23 protein-coding genes are annotated in these 24,471 nt (G+C 51.6%); 8 read left to right on the top strand and 15 right to left on the bottom strand.

Translation table 11 applies throughout. The features are described 5' to 3' along the window. Window positions 1-92 precede the first annotated feature (92 nt). Both mglB and ACF8PK_RS06015 read right to left on the bottom strand, forming a co-directional pair. Window positions 93-1,067 carry a galactose/glucose ABC transporter substrate-binding protein MglB gene (mglB, locus tag ACF8PK_RS06020; protein ID WP_004725769.1) on the bottom strand — a complete coding sequence of 325 codons (975 nt, stop codon included), beginning with the start codon at window positions 1,065-1,067 and terminating at the stop codon, window positions 93-95. Between the two features lie 372 nt (window positions 1,068-1,439). Then, window positions 1,440-4,532, bottom strand: coding sequence for a beta-galactosidase (locus ACF8PK_RS06015; RefSeq protein WP_392440513.1), 3,093 nt, complete (start codon window positions 4,530-4,532; stop codon window positions 1,440-1,442). Window positions 4,533-4,838: 306 nt separating this feature from the next. Between ACF8PK_RS06015 and ACF8PK_RS06010 the strand changes: the two genes are divergently transcribed. The 5 genes from ACF8PK_RS06010 (at window position 4,839) to ACF8PK_RS05990 (ending at window position 7,684) form a co-directional block, all read left to right on the top strand. Next, on the top strand, window positions 4,839-5,324 hold the full coding sequence (locus ACF8PK_RS06010) for a NifB/NifX family molybdenum-iron cluster-binding protein (protein WP_004725766.1): 486 nt from the start codon (window positions 4,839-4,841) through the stop codon (window positions 5,322-5,324). Between the two features lie 9 nt (window positions 5,325-5,333). After that, window positions 5,334-5,537: a (Na+)-NQR maturation NqrM gene (gene nqrM, locus ACF8PK_RS06005; protein WP_004725763.1), complete on the top strand. Its 204-nt coding sequence runs from the start codon at window positions 5,334-5,336 to the stop codon at window positions 5,535-5,537. 145 nt (window positions 5,538-5,682) lie between these two features. Then, window positions 5,683-6,336 carry an oxygen-insensitive NAD(P)H-dependent nitroreductase NfsB gene (locus tag ACF8PK_RS06000; protein ID WP_004725762.1) on the top strand — a complete coding sequence of 218 codons (654 nt, stop codon included), beginning with the start codon at window positions 5,683-5,685 and terminating at the stop codon, window positions 6,334-6,336. 1 nt (window position 6,337) lies between these two features. Continuing rightward, the gene (locus ACF8PK_RS05995; RefSeq protein WP_014205020.1) at window positions 6,338-6,634 is read left to right on the top strand and encodes a putative quinol monooxygenase; all 297 of its coding nucleotides are present in this window, start codon (window positions 6,338-6,340) and stop codon (window positions 6,632-6,634) included. Window positions 6,635-6,742: 108 nt separating this feature from the next. Continuing rightward, window positions 6,743-7,684 (top strand): LysR family transcriptional regulator, encoded by a 942-nt coding sequence (locus ACF8PK_RS05990; RefSeq protein WP_038151421.1) that lies wholly within the window; start codon window positions 6,743-6,745, stop codon window positions 7,682-7,684. A gap of 9 nt (window positions 7,685-7,693) precedes the next feature. Here ACF8PK_RS05990 and ACF8PK_RS05985 read toward each other — a convergent pair whose 3' ends face one another. The 3 genes from ACF8PK_RS05985 to ACF8PK_RS05975 all read right to left on the bottom strand — a co-directional run bounded on the left by ACF8PK_RS05985 (window position 7,694) and on the right by ACF8PK_RS05975 (window position 10,967). After that, window positions 7,694-8,167: a response regulator gene (locus ACF8PK_RS05985; RefSeq protein WP_014205019.1), complete on the bottom strand. Its 474-nt coding sequence runs from the start codon at window positions 8,165-8,167 to the stop codon at window positions 7,694-7,696. After that, window positions 8,154-9,476 carry an ATP-binding protein gene (locus ACF8PK_RS05980; RefSeq protein ID WP_392440509.1) on the bottom strand — a complete coding sequence of 441 codons (1,323 nt, stop codon included), beginning with the start codon at window positions 9,474-9,476 and terminating at the stop codon, window positions 8,154-8,156. The genes ACF8PK_RS05985 and ACF8PK_RS05980 overlap by 14 nt, the downstream gene beginning before the upstream one ends. A gap of 72 nt (window positions 9,477-9,548) precedes the next feature. After that, a complete protein-coding gene (locus ACF8PK_RS05975) occupies window positions 9,549-10,967 on the bottom strand; it encodes a DASS family sodium-coupled anion symporter (RefSeq protein WP_172475424.1) in 1,419 nt (472 codons plus the stop codon). A 283-nt stretch (window positions 10,968-11,250) separates the two neighbouring features. Here ACF8PK_RS05975 and ACF8PK_RS05970 point away from each other — a divergent pair, with 283 nt between their 5' ends. Continuing rightward, on the top strand, window positions 11,251-12,129 hold the full coding sequence (locus ACF8PK_RS05970) for a DMT family transporter (RefSeq protein WP_004725753.1): 879 nt from the start codon (window positions 11,251-11,253) through the stop codon (window positions 12,127-12,129). A 77-nt stretch (window positions 12,130-12,206) separates the two neighbouring features. On the opposite strand, the gene ACF8PK_RS05965 is transcribed toward ACF8PK_RS05970, so the two are convergent. From ACF8PK_RS05965 to ACF8PK_RS05930, 8 genes are all read right to left on the bottom strand, one after another. Next, window positions 12,207-12,683, bottom strand: a complete 477-nt coding sequence (locus tag ACF8PK_RS05965; RefSeq protein WP_143678957.1) for a DUF2947 domain-containing protein — start codon at window positions 12,681-12,683, stop codon at window positions 12,207-12,209. Between the two features lie 10 nt (window positions 12,684-12,693). Further along, window positions 12,694-13,284: an HD domain-containing protein gene (locus tag ACF8PK_RS05960; RefSeq protein ID WP_004725748.1), complete on the bottom strand. Its 591-nt coding sequence runs from the start codon at window positions 13,282-13,284 to the stop codon at window positions 12,694-12,696. A 1-nt stretch (window position 13,285) separates the two neighbouring features. After that, a complete protein-coding gene (rimJ, locus tag ACF8PK_RS05955) occupies window positions 13,286-13,861 on the bottom strand; it encodes a ribosomal protein S5-alanine N-acetyltransferase (protein WP_392440506.1) in 576 nt (191 codons plus the stop codon). Next, entirely contained in the window at window positions 13,861-15,405 is a 1,545-nt protein-coding gene (gene tyrR, locus ACF8PK_RS05950) for a transcriptional regulator TyrR (protein WP_004725743.1), read from the bottom strand. The genes rimJ and tyrR overlap by 1 nt, the downstream gene beginning before the upstream one ends. A 102-nt stretch (window positions 15,406-15,507) precedes the next feature. Continuing rightward, a complete protein-coding gene (locus ACF8PK_RS05945; protein ID WP_143678956.1) occupies window positions 15,508-16,530 on the bottom strand; it encodes a YcjF family protein in 1,023 nt (340 codons plus the stop codon). Continuing rightward, window positions 16,527-17,906 carry a YcjX family protein gene (locus ACF8PK_RS05940; protein ID WP_004725738.1) on the bottom strand — a complete coding sequence of 460 codons (1,380 nt, stop codon included), beginning with the start codon at window positions 17,904-17,906 and terminating at the stop codon, window positions 16,527-16,529. The genes ACF8PK_RS05945 and ACF8PK_RS05940 overlap by 4 nt, the downstream gene beginning before the upstream one ends. A gap of 130 nt (window positions 17,907-18,036) precedes the next feature. After that, window positions 18,037-18,222 carry a hypothetical protein gene (locus tag ACF8PK_RS05935; RefSeq protein WP_004725736.1) on the bottom strand — a complete coding sequence of 62 codons (186 nt, stop codon included), beginning with the start codon at window positions 18,220-18,222 and terminating at the stop codon, window positions 18,037-18,039. 142 nt (window positions 18,223-18,364) lie between these two features. Continuing rightward, window positions 18,365-19,882, bottom strand: a complete 1,518-nt coding sequence (locus tag ACF8PK_RS05930) for a fumarate hydratase (protein ID WP_004725734.1) — start codon at window positions 19,880-19,882, stop codon at window positions 18,365-18,367. A gap of 198 nt (window positions 19,883-20,080) precedes the next feature. On the opposite strand from ACF8PK_RS05930, the gene pabB reads away from it, so the two are divergent. Beyond that, window positions 20,081-21,448 (top strand): aminodeoxychorismate synthase component 1, encoded by a 1,368-nt coding sequence (gene pabB / locus ACF8PK_RS05925; RefSeq protein ID WP_392440503.1) that lies wholly within the window; start codon window positions 20,081-20,083, stop codon window positions 21,446-21,448. Here the strand turns inward: pabB and ACF8PK_RS05920 are convergent. Both ACF8PK_RS05920 and ACF8PK_RS05915 read right to left on the bottom strand, forming a co-directional pair. Then, the gene (locus ACF8PK_RS05920) at window positions 21,445-23,151 is read right to left on the bottom strand and encodes an ATP-binding protein (RefSeq protein WP_392440501.1); all 1,707 of its coding nucleotides are present in this window, start codon (window positions 23,149-23,151) and stop codon (window positions 21,445-21,447) included. The genes pabB and ACF8PK_RS05920 overlap by 4 nt on opposite strands. An 8-nt stretch (window positions 23,152-23,159) precedes the next feature. Then, window positions 23,160-23,702, bottom strand: coding sequence for a heme NO-binding domain-containing protein (locus ACF8PK_RS05915; RefSeq protein ID WP_014205013.1), 543 nt, complete (start codon window positions 23,700-23,702; stop codon window positions 23,160-23,162). 84 nt (window positions 23,703-23,786) lie between these two features. On the opposite strand from ACF8PK_RS05915, the gene ACF8PK_RS05910 reads away from it, so the two are divergent. Beyond that, the gene (locus ACF8PK_RS05910; RefSeq protein WP_055466883.1) at window positions 23,787-24,392 is read left to right on the top strand and encodes a CoA pyrophosphatase; all 606 of its coding nucleotides are present in this window, start codon (window positions 23,787-23,789) and stop codon (window positions 24,390-24,392) included. Window positions 24,393-24,471 lie beyond the last annotated feature (79 nt).

Below are 24,471 nucleotides of genomic sequence, written 5' to 3'. Positions count from 1 at the left end.
ATGATCTGTGTGTCGTTTGATTGCATCGTGGGTAAAGGTGATTGGTTACAGTGGTATTGGGGAGCGCGCATGCCCTCCCCCAAATCCGTGCATTATTCGAGGGTCGATTTATCCACGCCCACGTAAGGTACACGAACCACTTTGTTCACCATTTGCCATTGGGTGCCTGCGGTTGGCTCTTTGCCTTCCGCCAGGTTACGCGCCAGTTCAAAGGTCGCTTTGGCTTGTGAATCCGCGTCATTTAGCACCGTACCCGCCATGTCACCTGATTTCACCAGCGCCAGCGCTTCGCTCAGCGCATCGACACCAAAGACTGGGATTTTCGCACCCGCGCCACGCAGGGCTTCAACTGCCCCCATCGCCATGCCGTCGTTGTTCGCGATGACCACTTCGATCTTCGCACCGTTCGGGCCAGACAACCATGCATCCATCTTGTCTTTTGCCATCGCGGTATCCCACATGCCGGTATCCATGTGCAATTGTTCGGTTTTGATGCCGTTTTCGTTGATGGTTTTCACGGAATAGGTGGTACGTGCTTCCGCGTCTGGGTGGCCTGGTTCGCCTTTCAGCATCACGTATTGCAGCACGCCGTCACCATTTTTGTCCCAAGATGGGTTTGCTTTCCACTGCTGAGAAATCAAGTCACCTTGAATGATGCCAGACTCTTTCGAGTCCGTACCGACGTAGAATACTTTGTCGTAACTTGCCATCGCATCCGCGCTTGGTTCTTTGTTGTAGAACACCACGGGTACATCGTCCATTTTCGCCTTTTGGATGATGGTTTTCGCGGCCGCTGGGTCAACCAAGTTGACAGCTAACGCTTGCACACCACGAGCCAGCATGACATCAATTTGGTCGTTCTGCATCGATTGGCTGTTTTGAGAGTCGTTCATCAGGATGCGAGTGTTGCTATCTGCTGCTGCTTCTTTCTCAATCGCTTGACGCACGACCGACATGAAGTTGTCGTCGTATTTGTAGATGGTAAAACCTACGGTGGTGTCAGCCATTGCTTGAGAACCGAAGCCCATGCCGGCAGTCAGCATCGCGAGTACAGTTAACTTTCTCATTGAACAAGTCCTATTTGTTGTTTTGTTATATAGATGTAGGGGACAAACGTTATCGAAATGCAACTTGCATGGAAACGTTTACTTGGCCAAGTATAGTGAGCAAAAGGACAATTAATGTGAAGCAGTTAATGTTTTGGTTGCAATCGCATCCAAATGTAAAATTTTGTTTAAATATTTTGAAGCTAATTACAAATAAGAGCCGCCAACGTAACACAGTGTAACAGCGAGATCCGGTTCTCTTTTTCGCAGGGGGTCATGATCGAATTTTTCAGACGAAATGAGACGGCCATGACGCAGGATTAAGTAAACGTTTACAATGTAGCGCGAGTGCAATCGGGGAGCAAGCCGCTCCCCTTGAATTTGCGACACTGCTTAACGAAATGCCAAGGTGAATTGATAATAATAATGACGTTTGAGCAGTTGATATTGCAGATGAACGCTTGGCGTCCAAGAGTCGTCGCCGCCAACCCCCATGTGCTCGGCATCCAACCGTACCCACAGTTTGCCACTGGGCTGTAGCTCGTGAGTATGGCGCGCGTTGGCAACAGCTTGCGCGTCATAACGGCTGACCGACAAATGGTGCAGCCCAGTCACCGTAAAGCCACCCACCACACTCTCTTTCACATCGCAGCGCAACCCACTGTCGCTTGGGAAAATATAGGGCGTGTGCATCTCGGCCACCGAAGCTTGATAGGCGCCGATGTGCGCCGATGTTTTGCGATCCGGATAATTCTCATGCGGGCCTCTACCAAACCAACGGACATCGTCAATCTTATCGGCCAGCGCCAGTTCAATCCCCACACGTGGTAATGACGGCAATCCAGACGCAGTTTGCACATCCACGCTGAGTCGCACTTCCCCATCGGCATAAATGTGGTACTGCCATTGGGTGTGAATCACGGCCATGCCTTCAAAGCTGTGGACATACCGCACGTCAATCCAACAGCAATCACTCAACTGGTGGTGACGAAACTGCACGCATTCGCGTTTTAAGTGCGGTAAACCCATGGCATCCCAGCGCGCAATCCAAGAATTTGGATCCACTTTATTGGCTTCACTGGTGCCAATGTCGTTATCCAGCGGCGCGCGATAAAAGTTGTCTCGCAGGCCACGCGTCAGTTGCTGCTCACCATTCACCCACCACGCATCGAGTTCACCGGTTTGCGTGTCAAACTCAATGGTTTGCGTTAGGGCATGAATTTTCAGGCGGTTCAGCGCATTTTCAAGTTTCGGTACGCCCGATAAATTGCCCTGCTCAAGTGGCAAACCAAACACACCCGGCAACTCAAACTGCTGACACGACACCGCGTGGCCGCGCGGTGCCCACGAGGTATCGTGCGCCAGTTCGACACGCACGTTGAGGTGATAATCCAGTCCGATTTTAGCAGGCGGCAGTGTGTCAGCCAGTACAAACGTCGCATCGCTTTGCGGTGCCAACGTGAGGTCACACTCACCGTGAGCAATGGGATGGCCTTGTTCCGTAATGTGCCATATCAAACGCTCTTGGGGCGTCGTAAACAGGTTCTCACTCACCACACGAATGGTGAGCGGCTCGGTGCTGACCAGTTCAATCTGATGAAATTGCTGCGCTTGCTTGGCCTCATATAAGGTTGGATGCACGCTGCGGTCAGGGAAAATCAATCCATTGATGCAAAACTGGCGATCGTTAATTTCGTCGCCAAAATCACCGCCGTACGCCCAGTATGACTGACCATGCTCATCTGTGCGGGTTAAGCCTTGGTCGACCCAATCCCAGATAAAGCCACCTTGCAGGCGCGGATACTCGCGAAAAGCTTCCCAATACTGATGAAAATTACCCAAACTGTTGCCCATGGCGTGAGCGTATTCGCACAGAATCAGGGGGCGCTGCTCGCCCGGCATACCAATCCACTTTTTCAGCGCCAGTTTGGGGGTGACCGCCGGATCAGAAGCCAGCCGCTGATCGGTGTCCACTCGCGCATACATCGGCGCAATGATGTCCGTCGCAGCGGTGTCGGAGCCGCCGCCCTCATATTGCACCGGACGCGACGGATCGCGTTGTTTGGTCCATTGATACAGTGCGTGATGATTGGCACCAATTCCGGATTCATTGCCTAGCGACCAAATGATGATAGACGGGTGGTTTTTGTCGCGTTCGACCATGCGCGTCATGCGGCGCGAAAAGGCATTCAACCACGTGAGATCATCGGCCAAACGGCACATCGGGAACTGACCATGGGTTTCAATGTTGGCTTCATCCACCACGTACAACCCGTATTCATCACACAATTCATACCACATCGGGTGGTTGGGATAATGGGCGGTGCGCACTGCATTGAAGTTATGCTGCTTCATCAGAATGATGTCTTGGATCATGCTGTCACGGGTCATCACATGACCCAATTCCGGATGATGTTCGTGGCGGTTCACACCCCGAATCAGTAGCGGCTGCCCATTGACGCGCAGGACACCGTTGGTGATATCGACCTGACGGAACCCAACGTCGTATCCTTCGCAATCCACGCATTCGCCCGCGCTGTCATGCAGCGTCACCACCAACCGGTAGAGGTACGGATCTTCAGCGTTCCATTGACGCGGATTCGCCACCAGCACTCGGTGCTGGGTGCGTTCCTGCCAAGCGCCCTTTTCATCGACGATCTGTTGTCCGGTAGCCGCGTGGCGTTTGCCAAACACACTCTGGCCTTGGGCATCAAATAGCTCAATGGCCACTTGATACGCCGACGTGCATTCACTCAGCGACGTGGTGACGTTGAGTGAGGCGTCACGAAAACAAGCATCCAACTCGGTCTTGATCTCGACATCTGCAATTGACACCTTTGGTTTGGTGGTGAGCGTCACATCGCGAAAAATGCCACTCAGCCACCACATGTCCTGATCTTCTAAATACGAGCCATCTGACCAACGCATTACCATCACCGTCAGTTGGTTATCCCCTTCCGTCACATAGGAGGAGAGATCAAATTCTGCGGGCAAACGGCTGTCTTGTGAGTAGCCCACCCATTCGCCATTGCACCACAGATGAAACGCTGAGTTCACCCCATCAAACGTGATGACGTAACGCGATGCTTCGCTGTGCTCATCCAGGCTAAACTGGGTGCGATAAATGCCGGTTGGGTTATCTTGCGGCACATACGGCGGGTTATCTGCAAACGGATATTTGATGTTGGTGTATATCGGTTTATCGAATCCCTGACATTGCCAGTTGCCCGGAACGGCGATATTCGCCCAATCAACATCGTTGAAATTTGTCTCAATCACCGCAGAGGGAACGCTTTCAGGATTGGTGTACAACGCAAACTTCCAAAGGCCGTTTAACACCCGTTGATTGGCAGATGGCTGCTTTGTTCGCGCCGCCTCTTCGCTGTGATACGCATGCAATGGCGCATGGGCGTTCAGTACGTGATGATGTGTAACGTGTTGATTTTCCCACTCTCTCGCTGAGATAACCTGAGCAAAAGTTCTCATTCTTCAAAGTCCTGTTGTATTTGATTACCGGTCCGATTTGGTTTGAGCATGAAGTGCCGGTTTATTTGGTAACGTTTACAAAACACTCTAGCGCTGGCACAAAAACAAATACAGTTCACGTCACTGTATCTTTGCTCTTCATCACCAACTTTGCCAATTCTTGCGCGGATACAGCGGTCATGTTGAATCCGGTCACGCTGCAATTACAAAATTGGCGCGCCAACATGAATTTGCAAAAATAATAATTGGCATATGCTAATTATTGGCGCAAGATAAAGACCACTTCATTCATTAAGGAGCTGAGAGATGCTGTACGCGCTGCCTGTTCAAAACCAACGTCTGAGTAACCATTTTTCTAAAGCCCCGCAGTTTCTGCTGTTTGAGAGTGAAACGGGGACCAAACAATTAATTGAGACGACGCTCGATCGCGATGAGCGCCACACGTCTTGTGGCAAAAAGAACGCGTTGCTCACGCTCTTGCAACAGCATCACGTGCAAGCGGTGGTGGTGCGAAACATTGGCGAATCGATGCTTCGCCATCTGTTTGCGTCAGAAATGGCTGTGTTTTCCAGCCCTGCCCTCAATGACCTCGACCAATTCACGGAACGCAGCCTCACGCCCGTGACCAGCATGAGTTACGCGCGCCCTTCAATCAATAAAGCAAAATCGACGTGCGGAGGACATTCAGGATGCGGTCATCAGGGATCGTGCTGTCATAAACCGGCGCCAGTCACTAAACTCAAACCGAGTACCTTAGAAAAATTACAGCGTGTGCTAAAGATTCACCGCTAAGGACAATCGATGACTTACCTACTCGCTTTTGGTCTGTTTCTCATCTTGGTGGTGTTGATGAGTATCGGCGTATTGATGCGCCGTAAACCCATTCAAGGCAGTTGCGGCGGCTTGTCGAGTGTTGGTGTCGACAAAGTGTGCGATTGCGACACCACCTGCGATGCGCACCAATCGAAGCTGTATCAGATCCAAGAACCCAGCGACAAACCCTAACACAACCCCGCGATGGCGACGATTGACGTCCATCGCGGATTCGATTTTCAAAAATTTTTTGAAAGTCCTTCAAGCTAAACACTCTTTTTCCCTATTCATCAAGACGTTATCTTTTGGGCCAATCACTGTCCAATGAGAACAATCCATGAATATTACTGCTCACGCAAAATCTCGTTACTCGACGAAATCGTTCGATGCCACAAAGCGCATCAGCGATGAACACATTGAAGCAATTAAAGAGCTGATTCGTTTTAGCCCATCCAGCACCAACTCACAACCTTGGCACTTTATTCTTGCCAGCACAGAAGAAGGCAAACAACGTATCGCCAAATCTGCGCACGATCGTTACATCTTCAACGAAGCCAAAATTCTGAATGCGTCTCACGTGTTGGTGTTCTGTGCCAAAACCAACATCGACGAAGAGTACTTGCTCAATCTTCTTGAAGTGGAAGACCAAGATGGCCGCTTTGCCAACGCAGACGCCAAACAAGGCATGCACAATGGCCGCTCGTTCTTTGTCAACATGCACCGTTTTGACCTGAAAGATGCACAGCACTGGATGGAAAAACAAGTTTACCTGAACGTGGGAACCGTTCTGCTGGGCGTGTCCACTTTGGGGATTGACGCCGTGCCTATCGAAGGGGTCGACTTTAAAGTGTTGGATGAAGAGTTTGGCCTGCGTGAAAAAGGCTTGACCAGCGTAGTGGTGGTACCACTGGGTTACCGCGCAGAAGACGACTTTAATGCCAAGCTGCCAAAATCGCGCTGGCCAGAAACTGAAATCATCACGGAGTGCTAACATGGCAACAATACATTTGATGGCTGAAATCAAAGCCAACCACGGACAAGAGGAAAATCTTGAACACGCCTTGCGCGCGCTGCTTGAGCCATCACGCAATGAAGATGGCTGCTGCCAATACGAACTGTTTCAAGATGAATCCATTCCCGGTTTGTTTGTGATGCAGGAAATTTGGTGTTCTGAAGCGGCATTGGCTCAACACGAACAAACCGAGCATTTTCAGCACTTCGTGAAATTAACCCAAGACAAAGGCTGGATTGAATATTTGCAGCCACGCCAGCTTAAGTTCCTCGCTTAATCTCGCTATTCTCTAAGCGCCGTTTTCATCCCCTCAACGGAAATGGCGCTTTTCATCGCCAATCAATTATGGTGTGATACGCCCAGCTATCGCCACTTGCGACACGACATGAAAGCGTTAAACGATCTCAATATTTTCGTCGAAACCGCTCGTCAGGGCAGTTTCTCTCAAGCCGCGCACAGTTTAGATGTGACGCCGGCAGCCATCAGTGCCACCATCAAACGTTTAGAAGCCCAGTTGGGATTCGCGCTGTTTGTCCGCTCCACGCGCAGCTTACGCTTAACCCATGAAGGCGATATTCTGCTGCAAAAAACCCAAACGGCGCTCAGCACCATTCAAGAAGGGCTCGATCAAATCGCGCAAGCGCAAGGAGACATTTCCGGCACGCTCAACCTCTCCGCGCCGTCCGATTTTGGCCGCAATCAACTGCTGACATGGCTGGATGAATTTGCCGAACTGTACCCCAACATTTCGATCAATTTGGATCTCTCCGACGGCATCACCAACTTGTATCACCGCCCGATCGATTTGGCGATTCGCTACGGCACACCGCCAGATTCCAACTTTGTCGCATTGCCCATTTGCACGTGCAACACGCGTATTGTTTGTGCCAGCCCCGACTATGTGTCGAACAAACCTGCCATCGCCAAACCCAGCGATTTACTGGCGCATCACTGCCTCTGTTTTATGCTGTCTGACACGTATCACAACCGATGGACGTTTTGGAAAGAGGGGGAAACCGACACGGTGGTGGTGAAAAGTAAACGCAGTGCGAACGATGGCGATGTGGTGCGCCGCTGGGCGATCAATGGTCGCGGTGTGGCGTACAAATCCTTGTTGGATGTGAGTCAGGACATCATTGATGGTCGACTGGTGCCCCTGATGCCCGATTGGCAATCGGAACCGTGTCCGGTCTACTTGGTTTGCGCTGACAAGCGCTTGCTCAATCACGCGACGCGCGCGCTGCATCAATTCCTTCAGGCGAAATGTGAACAGCGCATGCGTCAGGTGAAAAACATCATCTCCCAACGTTACAGTCAGGTGATGTAACGGCGGGCCTCATCGTAAACGGGCCAGCACGATTTTCTGGTCCAGCTCGTGATGCCATTCCGTGTAATCCATGCCTTGCTCAAACACATATTCGGTCACGAGGCTGCGCACGCACTCAACCAGCGTCTTGGCGTGCCAAGGCTTTTCGAAATAGCGATCAATGCCAGCCGTATTGATGGCATTGATGGTGTCGGTGTGCGTCGCTTGCCCTGTGAGCAATACTTTTTTCGTGCCTCTGAAACGCGAGTCTTGCGCCACTTCCGTGAGCAAATCAACGCCCGTTTTACCCGGCATCACGTGGTCAGAAATGATCAGCGCAATGTGTTCTCCCTGCGCATCGAGATCGTCCATCAAATCGAGCACTTCATAAGCCGACTCACAATCTTCAATGTTCAGCCAGTTTGCCAGCGGTTCGAGATCTTGTAACACCGCGCTCAGCACTTCTCGCTGGTCATCGACGCAAATGATATTAAGCTTCTCCATAGTCATCCTCGACAGGTAGTTTGATCCTAAAAATGGTGGTGTCGTGATTGCTTTTCACCACAATCGTGCCGCCGTTACTAGAGACAATCCGTTTCACGATGGCGAGCCCCAGCCCCAAGCCAAACGACAAGCCGTCTTTCTTGGTGGTAAAGCTGGGTTGAAATATCTTTCTTCGAGTTGCCTCGTCAATTTCTGGGCCGTTGTTGGCGACCGTAATGAAGAGCCGCTGTTTGCTGTATCGAGTATGAATATCGATGGCCGGATCAGCGGTGGTCTGCATGGCATCGCAGGCATTTTTGATGATGTTGACCCACACCTGAACCCACTCCGTGACCGAGCCTTTGATCACCGGCAGAATACCCGGACGCATGCGCACCGACACGCGGCGTAAGTCGCTTTGCAACAGCGCCAATGCTCGGTTGAGCGTATCGTTCAGATCGAGGTCTTCATCTAAATTGATTTCTGTGCGGCCAAGTTGCTTCACCGACTTCACAATGCCTACCGTATGTTTAGAAGCCAAACGCAAGTCGTGCAAGTCGCGCCCCATTTGCCAGTAGCGAATCGCCAAGTGCGGGTTCTTCAACCAATGGGATGACAACGCCTGTTCTGGCACCGCACGTGCCAATTCACGCGCCACATTGCGCGGCAAATGATATTGCTGCTCAAAACGCAAGCCCCGTTCGCGCGCTTCGCTAGATGACACTTTCTGCCCATGCATTAAGCCAAAATCAAAAAATTGGCTCGCTTCGGGGTGTACTTCTTCCAACAGCTCTAAAAACAAGGTTTCTAAGCGTTCGGTTTTGCTACTCACCACGCCAATCGCGTTATTCAACTCGTGCGCAATCCCAGCAGCCAGTTGACCCAAAGTCGTCATCTGCTCGGCGGTATGCAAGCGCTCCAAGGCTTTTTCTTTGGCAACCGATTCCTGCATCGCGCGGCGTTGACGCCGATTCAGCTCGGCAACCATCACCGGCATGAATTGCGTGCTGAGCGGTCCGTAATCGGCTTCATCGACCACTGGCGTGCGGCGATCGATCCAGCCAAGTTCCACCTCACTTTGCGCCACTACCGTTGACGATGCCAACCAGTTGCCCGAAAAGAAACTGTGCACCCCGATGAACGCGCCTTGCGACGCGGAAAAAACGCGAATCGACTTGCCCTCTTTCTCTTGATAATGGCCCGTCAACTCCCCCGACCGCACATAGTAAAGGCGGTCGTTGTAGCCGTTTTGTTCCAGCACCACCGCACCACTGTCAAGGCGCAGCGTGCGTTCCGGGCTGGAGAAATAGCGCAAAACCAATGCGTGCATCTGTGTGTTCATTCACTTAACCACTGACTGTGTCTCACGGACGTTTCACCCTGGTGCGTTCACCACCGATCGTTAACCAATGTGGCCCAACACATGCAGCAGCCACACCATCACAAAGCTCAGCAACACGCCAACTACCCCTAAGATCACGCCGATGCGTGCCATTTGGCTACTCTGCACATGGCCCGTGGCGTGTGCCAGCGCGTTAGGCGGCGTACTAATTGGCAGTGACATCCCCAATGATGCGGCAAAGGTCACAACCAGAATCAGGGTCACTTCGCCGCCAAGCGGCACCAGTGAAGCCATCGATGCGCCGAGTGCTGCCATGATCGGCATCAGCAAGTTGGCAGTCGCCGTGTGTGACATAAAGTTGGCCATCAGCAAACACAAGAACGCGGCTCCAAACAGCACCACATAGGGCGAGAATTGATCAAACGGAATGCTGTTCACCATCAATTCGGCAAGGCCCGTTTTGTCGAGCGCCAATCCGAGCGCGATACCGCCGGACACCAACCACAGCACGTCCCACGAAATTTTCTTCAAATCTTCTTTGTTGATGATGCCGGTCACCGAGAACACTGCGACCGGGATCAACGCCACCGTATACGAGTTCATGCCGTGTAGCGAACCCATCAGCCACATGATGATGGTGACGGCAAACGTCGCGTACACCACGAGCGCTTTCGGTGTTTTCAGGAATTTGCCTTTGATGCTGAGTTCAATTTGGGTCTGCTCCGCTTTATACATAAAGCCAATCAGGAACCACGCCAGCGTCATCAAGATAATCACAAACGGCACACCAAACGCCATCCATTGACCAAAGGTAATCAGGTTTTCGCCCACCAGATATTTCAGCGCAATGGCGTTCGGCGGCGTGCCGATTGGCGTACCAATCCCACCAATGTTGGCTGCCACGGGAATACACAAGGCAAACGCAATGCGACCTGGGTCTTTAGGGCCAAAGACTGCAATAACTGGCGTCAGAATTGACAGCATCATGGCGGTGGTTGCCGTATTCGACATAAACATCGAGAACACGCCGGTGATCAACATCAGCCCAAGCATCACGTATTTAGGATTTTGACCAAACGGCTTGAGTAGCACCCGCGCCAAGTTGACGTCCAAGCGATATTTGGTCGCCGCCATGGCCAAGAAGAATCCCCCCAAAAACAGCATAATGATCGGGCTGGCGAACGTCGCCATGATGTCGCTGTAATGCAATAAGCCACCAAATTCCGGCGCCGATTGATTCAAGCGAAACAGCACCAAACCTTTGTCCGACAACATCAATAACTCAAGCACAATGATCACCACCGACGTGGCATAAATCGGAATCGGCTCAAACACCCACAGCAAGGCTGCCAGCAAGAAGATTGCAATCACCCGTTGCTGAATGATGGTAAGCCCGTCAAAAGGAAACGCGCTGAGGGGCAACGCTAACACCAACAATGGCACCATGATGGGGATAATGTATTTGAGGTAGTGACGAATCATAAGCTCTCTTCCTGAGGGTTTAGCACGGCGAAAAAAACACCCTGCCTTGAATCAGATTTTCCAAACGAATGGATTCATTATCAGGCAGCAAAAAACAAAAGTTTGGCGTTAGATCAATGATTAACGGCACTTTGAAAAGCAGTGCTCAAAAGTGCGTTCCAGCTAGCAAATATCGCCCTTTTCGCGGCCGTCAAATAAATGAAACGGCGGCTTCTATTCACCACACATAATTTGGGGCATAATCGCTGCGCCTCCTGTTTCATATTTATTTTTGGTGTCTATGTCTTTGAACAAATCCCCGGTGTTGCTTGCTGTTGGTTGCCTGTTGTGCGCCATGGTGACCATTCAATCCGGTGCGTCGATTGCAAAACAGTTCTTCCCGGTCGTCGGTGTTGGCGGCACGGTTGCACTGCGCATCGCGCTGTCTGCGCTCATTCTGGTGATGATTTTCCGGCCTTGGCGTTTGCGCCTGAGTGTGCCGCAATGGCGTGCCATGTTGGTGTACGGTTTAAGTTTGGGCGGCATGCAGATGTCGTTTTACTTTGCACTGGAACGGATTCCATTGGGCATTGGCGTCGCGCTCGAATTCACCGGCCCCTTGATGCTGGCGTTGCTGTCATCCCGCCAAAAACGTGACTTCATCTGGATTGCCCTTGCTGTGGCGGGACTGGCATTGCTGCTGCCGGACATGTCTGGCGTCGATGCGCTCGATCCGATTGGTGTGGCACTGGCACTGGCGGCCGGGGGTTGCTGGGCAGGATACATTTGGTTTGGTCAGCGCGCGGGCTCGGTGGGTTCCGGCGGCGCAACCGTGGCGATTGGCTTGTCCATTGCCGCCGTGATTTACTTTCCGATTGGCGCCAGTTTAGCGACTGGCCCGCTGTTTACGTGGTCGATTTTACCCATGGCATTGACCATCGCGGTGCTGTCGAGCGCCCTGCCTTACAGCTTAGAGATGATGGCGCTGAGCCGTTTATCAACACAGCATTTTAGCGTGATGATGAGTTTGGAACCGGCCATTGCCGCTATGGCAGGCTTAGTGATTTTGGGCGAAACACTTGCTTGGTCGCAATGGGCAGCAATTTTGCTGATCATCAGCGCATCGATGGGCAGCACGCTCTCTGCGACAAAAAGGAAAGTCGTTATTACGCAGGAATAATCGTGACAACGTGCGGTTGTAAAAGCCTGCAACCGCTTCTAAACCCGATAAAAAACCGGCGCTGAGCCGGTTTTTTATTAATCGTTGTGTTGGCCAATTTTGACCGTGCCATCGGTATGAAACCACAAGGCTTGTTGGCGGCGGCGCCCCAGCAGAATGGGGCCATCATCGTAAAACAGGAAGTTTTTCCAATGACGTTTGAAGACCGACCATTTGGTCTCAATCACGTTGTATTTTTCGTAGCAAAAATACACGGTCACGTCATCTTGCCAATCCATGTGATCCAAAATGGCTTGGGGCAGCGCGGGGTCATCACTCTCCCACTCGCTCATCCAATCCACTTCCGCGCACCAGTTACTGGCTTTGCTTGGCCAATCCTGCGAACTAAAACGTTCTGCGTCCGGACTTTGTGGGCTTAAGTTTTCTTTCCAAAACTGCGCGGCGCGCATCTGGGACATGGGTTTAATCTGTTCGAGGTCCTGCGCCGGAACGGGCATAGACTGATGAGTAAAAATCCATTTTCTTTGGTACTGATCCAAAGGCAAATACGACATGAAATGTCCTTCAGGCTTTAAGCCAACCTTGTTCGGTGGCATGTTCAATCATTTGCTGTGCGTATTCCCACAGCGCATGTGAACCCTCGTCAATGCGACGGTTCACGGTCAGTGCTTGTTGGCGAGACACGCCATTTTCGATCCAACTCTGGCCCTGATTGTGATAATTCAACATCATCGGGATCAGGCGATCCAGCGCTTTGGCAAACTTGGCGTCCGCCGATTGTGCCGCTTCAAATTCACGCCACAAGCCAAACAGTTCTTCGCCTTGGTCGGCAGGCAACATACCAAACAGACGCTGCGCGGCAGCGAGTTCTTTTTCAGCTTGTTGTGCAGACGCGGCGGTATCGTAAACAAAGGTGTCGCCCGCATCAATCTCCACCATGTCGTGCATCAACAACATCTTGATCACGCGGTGAATATCAACGGGCGCGTTGGCGTGTTCCTGCATCAACAGCGCCATCATCGCCACATGCCAGCTGTGTTCGGCACTGTTTTCCAATCGGCCATCGGCACTTTTCACGCGTGTACGACGCAACACCGTTTTGAGACGATCCAATTCCAGCACTAAGTTCAACTGCTGCTGCATTCGTGACGGCATGTTATTCCTTCCAGTTGGGGTTCACCAAAGCGGTGAGGTTGTGATCCTGCCATTGACCATCGATCAACAGATAATCTTTGGCATGACCTTCAATGACAAAACCGAGCCGCTGCAAGACCGCTTCACTGCGAGTGTTGTGCGGCATGTAAGACGCCATCACGCGATGCATCTTTTGCTCATTGAACATGTAATCGCACGCCATCTTCAGCGCGCGTGTCATGATGTGTTTTCCCTGAGCGTGTTCAGCCAACGAATACCCCACATTGCACGCATAAAACGGAAAGCGTGAAATGTTACTAAACGATATCGTGCCCAGCATGTCATCGCTCTCGGCATCGATAATCAACAGATAAAACCCCAGCGCCATTTTGTGCAATTCTTGCAGCTTAATCAGGCGTTGCTGCCAGCCTAGCTCTGAGAAAAACGCCTCTTCACGCTTGGGCTCCCAAGGTTGGAGGTAGTCACGGTTGGTGATGAAATAGTGCGTGATGCGCGCAGCGTCATCAAAATCCGCCGTGCGCAAAATAATCTCACCATCCACTTTGTAGACATGACCTGAGGTGTTGTATCCATCCATTAGCGTTTCTTAATCCCGTAATCACGCAGTTTATTCGCCACCGACGTGTGCGACACATTGAGGCGCTTCGCCAATTTACGACTCGACGGGAACGATTGATACAGGCGATCCAGCACCTGCGCTTCGTAGTCCTTCATGATGTCGTCGAGCGAGCCGTCCAAATTGATGTTGGCCGTGCCCGTTGCCACCGTTTCAAGCTGTGGCAAATGGAAGTAATCGACCGTCAGCAAACCATCCGGCATTTCCGTCAGCGCGCGCAGCACCATGTTGTCCAACTGACGCATGTTGCCCGGCCATTGATACTGTGCCAGTTGATCGAGCAAATCGTCGGCCAGCTTCGGCTTCATCATGCCCAATTTGTTGCTGTGTTTGGCAATGAACAGTTCTAGCAGTGGTTGAATGTCGCTCGGGCGCTCACGCAATGGTGGAATGCGCAGTGTCAGGACATTGAGGCGATAAAACAGATCTTCGCGGAATTTTCCGGATTCAGCCAGCTCCGCCAAATTGTGACGTGTTGACGCAATCACGCGCACATCGACGTGCACTTCGTGCTCTTCTCCCACACGGCGGAAGGTGCCGTCTTGCAAGAAACGCAACAATTTGATTTGCAAGTGGGGGCTCATTTCTCCGATTTCATCGAGAAACACGGTGCCGCCATTGGCTTGCTCAAAAATGCCTTTGTGACCCTGCTGATGGTTAAACGAACCGGGCGCATGGCCAAACAGTTCAGTTTCCGCCACATCATCCGGCATGGACGCGCAGCTCAACACCAAAAATGGTAAGCCTGCACGGTTGGAGCGATTGTGACACGCACGCGCCAACATTTCTTTGCCCGTACCAGTTTCCCCTTCCAGCAACAGCGGTTGATCAAGCATGGCGAGTTTTTTGGCGTGATTCATCAACGCTTTGTGGCGGTTTGATACGCCAACAAAATGTTCGAAGCCGAGGTTGTTGTGCAGCGGCAAGTGATCGTTCGCCACCACATGCGTTGACGCCGGGCGAATGATCATCATCGAGCTCGCCAACGTTGACTCTTTCGACTCCCCGGTAATGTAGACCGGCATCAACTCCATCACGTAATCCAAGCCGTCCAACACCACGTCTTCACGCACGCGCGCTTTACTGCCATCCACCCAACGGGCGAAGTTGAATGCGGGCAGCAATGTCGATGCATGAACGCCGATCATCTCTTGCGACTCTTTGTTAAACAATGAAAGCGCAGCGTGGTTTGCCATGTCCACCGACCCTTTGAGATCGATAGCAAGCACCGCATCCGGCAAATTGTTGAGTAGCGAAATCAGTTCGGTGTTGTGGCGTTCAATGGGCATGAACTGGATTTTACGAACATCTTTGACACCCGGAATACGACGAATTTCCGCCATCAGCTCGCTGAAGGTTTCAAAATCAATGTCAGGGCAGTTGAGGTAAATAATGCCGATCACATCGATTTCAATTCCACGTAAATCGATGTTTTTCGAAGCGAGAATATCGAGCAGTTCTCGGGTTAACCCGAGCCTGTCTTCACAAGAGACTTCAAGACGCACTGAATGGTATCCTAATCAGAAAGTGTCACGAAAAGTTGACAGTAGTTTCTATCAAGGCCTTTAGGGCGTCAAGCAATCTCTTGTTTCAGGTCGCACTTTCGCTTATTTGACGGTAAGCGCCGTGACTTTTGCCACGATTTGTTTGCGAATGGCGCTCAATTTAACCGCGCGCTCTTTGTGCCACGGCAGTGGGCGCAGTAACGACATCGCTTTCAAGCCCAGCCGCGCAGTCAAAATACCCACGCCCAATCCCTGCCCTGCGCGCGCAGAAATTTTACCGGCTAAATCCATCGACAGCAGATCCATGCTGGCATCAATTGCCAGCTCACTCGCACCCGCTGCCGCCATGTTCACCAGCACCGCTTTAAACAATTTCAAACGCGACCAATACCCCAGCTCGACGCCATACAAATCGGCGAGCTGATCAATCATTTTGAAATTGCGCCACGCCACCAGCAACATATCGGCGATCGCCAACGGGCTGATGGCCACCAACGCTGCGGCTTCGGTGGCATGTTGCGACACCAGTTGGGTCGCCTGTTTGTCTTGTTCGCTTAATACCATCGCGTCGTACATCTCCAGCACTTCAGCATCGCTGTGGCTGCTGTCGAGGCTGCTCTGCCAACGTTGATAAGCCGGGCTTTTGGTTTGAATGCCGCTCGCTTTGGCAATCTGCTCACAGAACGCCTGACCATGTCCCACCGCATCGGTGGTGATCAGCGCCTCAGCCTGTTCTTGCACCGAGAAATGGTGGCGTAGTTTGCGCAGTTTCCACAACTCTTTTCCCATTGCGCTCACGCCAAGCCCCGCCAACACAGAGATGAAACCCGCCCAGCCCAAGCTGAGCCAATCGGCACTTTGAATCGACGTCACCACATTATCGATGGCCTGCCACGCCACTAAACCGGAAAATGTACTGAGCAGCGTCACGGCAAACCACTTGCGCCCCCGTTTGGGGCGAATCACTTGTTCTAGCTGCGATTCCACGGCTGTTTCGCTCTCTTCCGTCACCGTGGGTACAAACCGCTCGGTGGAAGCAAACTGTTGCTGCGCATTCAATTCGACGTGAGGTTCATCTGCTTGCAGCGGCTGACTGAACACTTGCTTCGTTTTTAATTCGCTCATTTCAGTTTGTCTCCAATCAAAATGTCTAACGCTTTATCCAGACGAATGTGTTTGCAAGGCTCGTCGCTGCTGTTGTCCATCGGGCGAAACGCCGTGAAATCAAATTGGCTCTGTTGCCAATAGTTCGGATTTGGCAGCTTTTTCGGGACATCGCCCGGATAAATGGTGAGCGCGTCCCCTCCCAACGTGACCCCTTGAATCGCCGAGACTTTTCCGTGAGGCGTCTCGATGTAGCCCGATTGCGTTGCGCGCACCGACGCCATGCTGATGCAGGTCATCTCGATGTTTTCATATGCGGCATGTTGCCACGCGGGATGAATCATCTGTTGCAGCAGCGACACCATATTCGGGTGCTGATCCGGTGTCACGTGGTCAGCTTTGGTCGCAGCAAACAAGACTTTATCGATTTTAGGTGCAAACATGCGGCTCAACATGCCACTGCGGCCGTAGCGAAAACTCTGCATGATCTGCTCAATGGCGCTGCGCATATCCATAAATGATTCATGTCCTTCATTGAGCGGCGACAAGCAGTCCACCAACACAATCTGACGATCAAAGGTGGCGAAATGATGTTTGTAAAACGCCTTTACCACTTTGTTTTGGTACTCTTCATAACGCTGTTTGAGCAGCGCAAGCATCGAGTGCTTCACTGTTTTGCGGTCACTGCTGATGTCGCGACACGGAAAGAACTGCAACACTGGCGCGCCTTCCAACTCACCGGGCAACACGAAACGCCCAGGTTGCACCCAATGCAACCCTTGATCTTTGCACTGATGCAGGTAATCGGTGTACAGCTCAGCAATCTGCGCCAGCGTCTTTTCGTTCGCTTCCTGATCTAAATCGAGCGTCTCCAGCGCCGCCAGCCAAGGTTTCGCCAATTCAGCACGCGTGCCATGCAGCGCATTAAACTGCTGCGCAGACCACGTCGCGAAATCGAGTTCCAGCAGCGGCAAGTCCAATAGCCATTCGCCCGGATAGTCGATGATGTCGAGATAAAGCGTCGACGTCGCGCTGATGAGTTTGCGCGTGCGGCGCTTGCTTTGATACTTGATCGCCAACCGGATTTCGCTGACATCGCGAGTCGGCACCGGCCATTGCGGCGGCAGGCTGTGCAACTGTTCCATCGCTTCGTCGTACCCAAAGCGCGGCACCATTAAGTTGGTCTGCGGCACTCGTTTGGCGCCAATGATGCGCTTGTCACGCGCGGCGGCCAGAAGCGGCAAGTTGTCGTGCGTTGAGGTGTGCAAAAGCTGATTAACCAGAGAACTGATAAACGCCGTTTTCCCGGCGCGAGATAGCCCCGTCACCGCCAAACGCACGTGAGAATCTAAACCGCGATGGATCAGGTCCGATACTTCTTGGCCAATTCGCTTCATTCAAGGTCTCCACTGGAATTCAATCACTGATATCGAGCATGGTAGCTGCTGTAATCTTAATACGAGATGAATAAAAAAGCCCCTGAATAAAATCAGAGGCTTAGTATTCGTTTGTTGCGATTGATTCGGTCTAATCTTCTTCAATCAGCTTGTAGATCACAAACAACGAAATTTGCAGCAAGACAAACAGAACACAGGTGATCGTAACGTAGTTATTATCAAAGATACTGATCCCGTGCAAAATCAGGTCGTAACCAAGAAAAGCTCCCACCACAACCGCAATCGCGATTTGCAGGATTCGAATAAAGCGAGGCATGTTGCTCTCCTGACGTTTTTAATAAGTGACTTAAGTATGATAGAGAAAGAGTATATAGAAAAAAGGTGCTGCGGACGCTGCACCTTTGTCATTTATTTGCTAAGAGTTGCATTACTCGGATCACAGACCCGAGCTGTAACGCTTATTTTGCTGCTTCAGCAATTTTAACTTTCCACGTATCTGGGCCCACTTGGTGTGCGTTGACCCCTTGCGAATCGACCGCAACCGTCACAGGCATGTCTTCAACTTCAAATTCGTAAATCGCTTCCATCCCCAGATCTTCAAACGCAACCACGCGCGCTTTCTTGATCGCTTTCGACACGAGATACGCTGCGCCGCCCACGGCCATCAGGTAAACCGCTTTGTGGTTTTTGATGGATTCAACCGTTGCTGGGCCACGTTCTGCTTTACCAATCATGCCCATGATGCCGGTTTTATCAAGCATCATGTCAGTGAATTTATCCATACGAGTCGAGGTCGTTGGGCCAGCAGGACCCACCGCTTCGTCACCCACCGCGTCAACGGGGCCCACGTAGTAAATGAATTTACCTTTGAAGTCGACGCCTTCTGGCAAGCCTTCACCGTTATCGAGCATGGTTTGAATACGTTTGTGCGCCGCATCGCGACCCGTCAGCAATTTACCAGACAGCAGCAACGTTTCGCCGGTCTTCCATTGTTGTGCTTCTTCAGCCGTTACCGTATCTAGGTTGACGCGACGTGTGTTTGCGCCCGCTTCCCACGTGATTTGTGGCCACTCTTCCAGTTTTGGTGGCTGCAGATCCGCAGGACCCGTGCCGTCGAGCGTGAAGTGTACGTGACGCGTTGCCGCACAGTTCGGAATCAAGCACACCGGCTTCGATGCCGCGTGCGTTGGTGCGGTTTTGATCTTCACATCAACGACTGTCGTCAAACCGCCCAGACCTTGCGCGCCAATACCCAGCTTGTTCACACGGTTGAAGATATCCAGACGCAGCTCTTCTTCTGCGTTTTGTGGACCGCGTTCAATCAGTTCTTGAATATCGATGTGTTCCATCAATGATTCTTTTGCCAGTACCGCCGCTTTCTCAGCCGTACCGCCGATACCAATACCCAACATGCCCGGCGGACACCAACCTGCGCCCATGGCTGGCAGCGTTTTCTCCACCCATTCAGCAATGTCATCAGACGGGTTCAACATCACCATCTTGGTTTTGTTTTCACTACCGCCGCCTTTCGCTGCGATCTGAATTTCCACCGTGTTGCCCGGTACCATGTTGATGTGTACCACGGCTGGAGTGTTGTCTTTGGTGTTGATGCGTTTGCCAGCAGGATCCATCAGTACCGATGCACGCAACGGGTTATCCGGATTGGTGTAAGCCTGACGAACCCCTTCATCCACCATCTGCTGAACCGTCATGTCGGTCGAGTCCCACTGAACACCCATACCGATGTTGACGAAACAGGTCACGATACCGGTATCCTGACAGATAGGACGATGGCCTTCTGCAGACATACGAGAGTTAATCAGAATTTGGGCAATCGCGTCTTTCGCGGCCTGACTTTCTTCACGGTGGTAGGCTTTTTCAAGGGCTTGGACAAAGTCCAGAGGGTGGTAGTAAGAAATGTACTGAAGTGCATCAGCGACACTGCTGATCACATCCTGCTTGCGTATTACCGTCATTGCATGCCTCGTTATCATTATGCTTCCATGGGCTGAGGCTTGAGAGAATTGCGCGGCATGTCCGCGGAGCCAGAAGGCGAAATTCGACCGAACATGAGCACGTCTATCAAGTAGCAGCTTTTCGTTGGAGTTTTATGATACTCTTGCTTTCCTCAACACGCTACGCAGTGAACTGTCTCTTTGTCACAATTTACACAAATGAATAACAACGAAAAATCCCCGATTCAAGCCAAGCCGCTCACTTATCAACCGGATCTTGCCAATCAGCTGTTTTCTAAGGTCGAACATGAGCCTTGGGCGATGTTACTCCGTTCTGCATCCGAGACGCATATCGACAGTCGCTTCGACATTTTGGTCGCGCGCCCGCTCGTCACCCTGACCACATTTGGCGAAGAGACCGAAGTGCGTGAACCTAGTGGCGTGACATTGTCACAAGACGATCCATTCGACCTCATCGCAACGCTGCAACAGCATTACTTGCCAGCACTCCCCTACGACGACGATCTGCCATTTATTGGCGGCGCATTAGGTTACTTTGCTTATGATTTAGGCCGTCGTGTTGAGCGCATTCCCACCTTGGCAGAGCACGATCTGACCGTGCCGGATATGGCCATCGGTTTGTATGAATGGGCGGTGGTCGTCGACCACCACACCCAAACCGCGCGGCTGATTGGTCAAAACATTGCGAGCGCGGATGCGCTGCTTGAAGCCCCCACGCCAACCCAAGCCAATCCCTTTGCGTTGACGTCACCGTGGCGCTCTAACATGACGCCGAATAGCTATCGAGAAAAATTCATTCAGGTGCAAGAGTACCTGCGTTCGGGTGACTGTTACCAAATCAACCTAGCGCAGCGTTTTCAAGCCCATTACCAAGGCAGCGAATGGCACGCCTATTTGAAGCTTGAACAGTTTAACTTGGCGCCATTTTCGGCCTTCATTCGTATCGAACAAGGCGCGATTTTAAGCGTGTCGCCAGAGCGCTTTCTTCAGGCGCACGAGCGCGCAATCGAAACCAAGCCAATCAAAGGCACTCGTCCACGCAGCGATGACCCCATCATCGACGCTGAGTATGCGAAAGCGCTGGCAGCGGCGGAAAAAGATCAGGCCGAAAACCTGATGATTGTCGATTTGCTACGCAATGACATTGGCCGCGTGGCCAAACCGGGGTCTGTGCATGTGCCAAAACTGTTCGACATCGAAACCTTCCCGGCGGTGCATCATTTGGTGAGCACCATTCGTGCCGAGCTGGACGCACAATACAGTTACGCCGACCTGCTACGCGCAGGCTTTCCGGGTGGCTCCATCACCGGCGCCCCTAAAGTGCGAGCCATGGCCATCATTGAGGAATTAGAACCGCATCGCCGCAGCGCCTATTGCGGTTCGATTGGTTACATCAGCCGTCATGGCCGCATGGACACCAGCATCACCATTCGTACGCTGGTCGCGCAACAACAACAGTTATATGCATGGGCTGGCGGTGGTCTGGTCGCCGACAGCCAATGGGAAGCTGAATATCAGGAAACGCTGGATAAACTCAGCCGCATCCTTCCGGTATTGGCCGATTAACTCAACCATTTATTGAGAATGGCATCCAGCTCGGTCGCAGTATACGGCTTGGTCAGGATGTCATTCATGCCACACGCCATACAACGGGCGCGCTCTTCTAGTGTGGTGGCCGCCGTTAACGCGATGATGGGCATCCCAAAGCCGCTTTCCCTCAGCCTTTCCGTGGCATCAAAACCATCCATCCCGGGCATACGACAATCCATAAAAATCAGATCGTACGGCTTGCTTTCCACCGCTTTGATTGCCTCAATGCCATTTTCGCAGTTGTCCGGTGTCAGATTCACCTTTTTGAGCATCTGATTAATCACCAACTGATTCATGCGGATATCATCGACCACCAAAATGGCGCGCTCAGGTAACGGCGGCTTTTGCGAGCGCGATGGGCGGCCTTCGTATATCGGCACACGAGCATCTTGCGTGCCGACTTGCAGTGGAATGGAGACAAAAAACTCGGTGCCTTCCCCTTCGACGCTGGAAAAATCGATGCTCCCGTTCATCAGCTCTACCAGATTTTTGCAAATAGCCAGCCCCAATCCCGTGCCTTCGTATTGGCGGCTTGATGAACGATCAACTTGGGTAAACGGGTCAAACAAAGTGTCATGAGCCGCCAGCGGAATGCCAATGCCGGTATCGCTGATGCGCAGCAGCAGTCGCTCATCCACCCAGCGCGCCGCCACCGTCACCGCGCCTCGATGGGTAAACTTGATCGCATTACCGACCAGATTAACCAAAATCTGATTAATCCGTTCAACATCGCCAATCCAATAGGTTGGAAACTCACCACGCGTGTTGACCACAAACTCGATCTTTTTCTCATGCGCTTTGGGGGAAAAGATGCCGTTGAGGGTATGTTCCAAATCTTGCCAGCGAAACTGAGTCAGGATGAGTTGCATCATGCCAGCGTTCATTTTGCTGAAATCCAGCAAATCGTTGATGATGACGCGCAGCATGTCGCCCGAATGCTGAAGGTTGGTTAAATAGCTGAGTTGCTCTGGATCGAGCGGCGTATCCGACAGCAGCTCGGCGCTGCCAAGCAATCCGTTCAGTGGCGTGCGTAGCTCGTGGTTAATCATCGCGACAAACTCTTTGGTCGCCTTTTCAGACTCCTCCGCCCGTTTACGCGACTCATCTTGGCGTTTCATGATCAACTGGCGGCTCAATGCACTGCATAGCAACTCACCCACCAGCGACAACTGCTTCACAATGAAATCTCGCTCGATGTTGTCGGGATGAGTGGCAAACACCAAATGTCCCGCAGCAAGGCGTTCGACCATCAATGGCAAGCACAAATGATCGTGCTGCCAGTGCGGCACTTCCACATAAGGTTGAATGGTCGCAAGTTCCGAGACGCCCAATTGATTGTCCACTAAGCCATCGACTTGATCGGGAGACAACTGCAGGAACACATGCTCAATCACTGGGCTTTGCGTCAAGCGTTCAAGCAACGTCGTCAACAGCGCGCTGTCTAACGTTCGTGACAAGAACGCCCGCCCAAAATAAATCAGCGTGGAATCGATGTGCTCTTCAAACTCAAACTTATGCAAATCCTGCGATGTCTGTTTCTGCAACTGCTTCAGAGCCAGGTTCAACTGTTGGTTGGCGTGGTAGAGTTCATAACTCTTCTGTTCGAGCAACTTCTCAGCTTCTTTTCGCGCAGCAATTTCCCGTTTGAGTTTCCTTTCCATCGGAGACTCAGGACTCATGCGTTCACCTATTCCATTTGCGTGACCGTAAACCTGACACAGCGGTTGTCGTCGGTTTGGGGTTCCATCACCACATCGATTTTTTCACCGAAGTAATCCGCGCAGCCTTGCAAAAGCCCAAGGCAAACATGGGACATACACCGTGCGCTCTGGTAATCGAACGTCACTGCGGTGGATGATTCATCGATAAATTCAAACTTAGGTGGTTTGGCATCGGGGTAGAGCTTTTTCACTTCCACGTGTATGTAGTCCTCCACGTGGCGAATGAACGCAAAGCATCCGTTGACCTGGGACAGATTGGCCGACGCGGGTACCGTGCGATACAGCGACTGAAAAACACTGGCGCCGAACACGCGTTGCAGCTCATTGGCATCGATCCCCGTCACCTGACTGAGCTCAACAATGAGTTTCACTAACGCTTGATGATCGTAACTGCCTACCGACGTATACACACCCGAATCTTTTGCTTGTTCAAGAACTTGGTCTAATACCGCTAAGCCAAATTTATCTTCAACCAGCTCGAGAAACTCAGTAAAAATAATTCCTTTCATATTATTGAGCTATCCTTAAACTAGGCTCATAAAAGCATGATTCATAAAGTTTAGATTTTCAAATCACCGAGGGAGAGAATCATTTTGCGTCGTATTAGCAAAGCCGAATTAATTCAGGGTTTCCAGTTGAAAACGCCTGTAGGTTATCACGCAGAATCGCTCCATCGCGTCGCTCACCTCGCCTCACGTTCCTTACGAAAAGCATCCGTTCTGATTGGTTTTGTGGAACGTCCGACCGGGTTAAACGTGGTACTGACCAAACGCGCCGCGCATTTGAAACATCACCCCGGTCAAATCAGTTTTCCCGGCGGGAAATATGAAGAAGGCGACGGCACGCTGTATCAAACAGCCATGCGCGAAGCGCGCGAAGAAATTGGGATTTCGGAAGATCAGATCCAGATTCTGGGGCAATTGCCTGAACTGGTCACCGTCAGTAAATTCGCTGTAACGCCGGTGTTAGCATTCATTTCGCCAGATTATAGAAGCCGCATCGATAAGAACGAAGTGGAAGAAGTATTCGAGGTACCGGCCGACTTCCTACTGGATCGTCGACAACTGTTCAGTAACACCTTTCAGATAAAAAACACCCCGCACAGGGTGTTCGCCATCCCATATAAACATCATTTTATATGGGGTATGACAGCACAAATCATCCAATCCCTACAAAAACATATAAATGGTGGTCAGTAACCCCAAACAACCTAGTGGTATTAGCCTTTTGCTAACAGGTTGCCTACATTTTGCACCCCTTGCGCAATCGTTTGCTCTG

This window comes from Vibrio sp. CJQ_6 (genome assembly GCF_043106745.1).
Lineage (GTDB): Bacteria > Pseudomonadota > Gammaproteobacteria > Enterobacterales > Vibrionaceae > Vibrio > Vibrio furnissii.
This window is presented reverse-complemented; position numbering and strand designations above follow the sequence as displayed.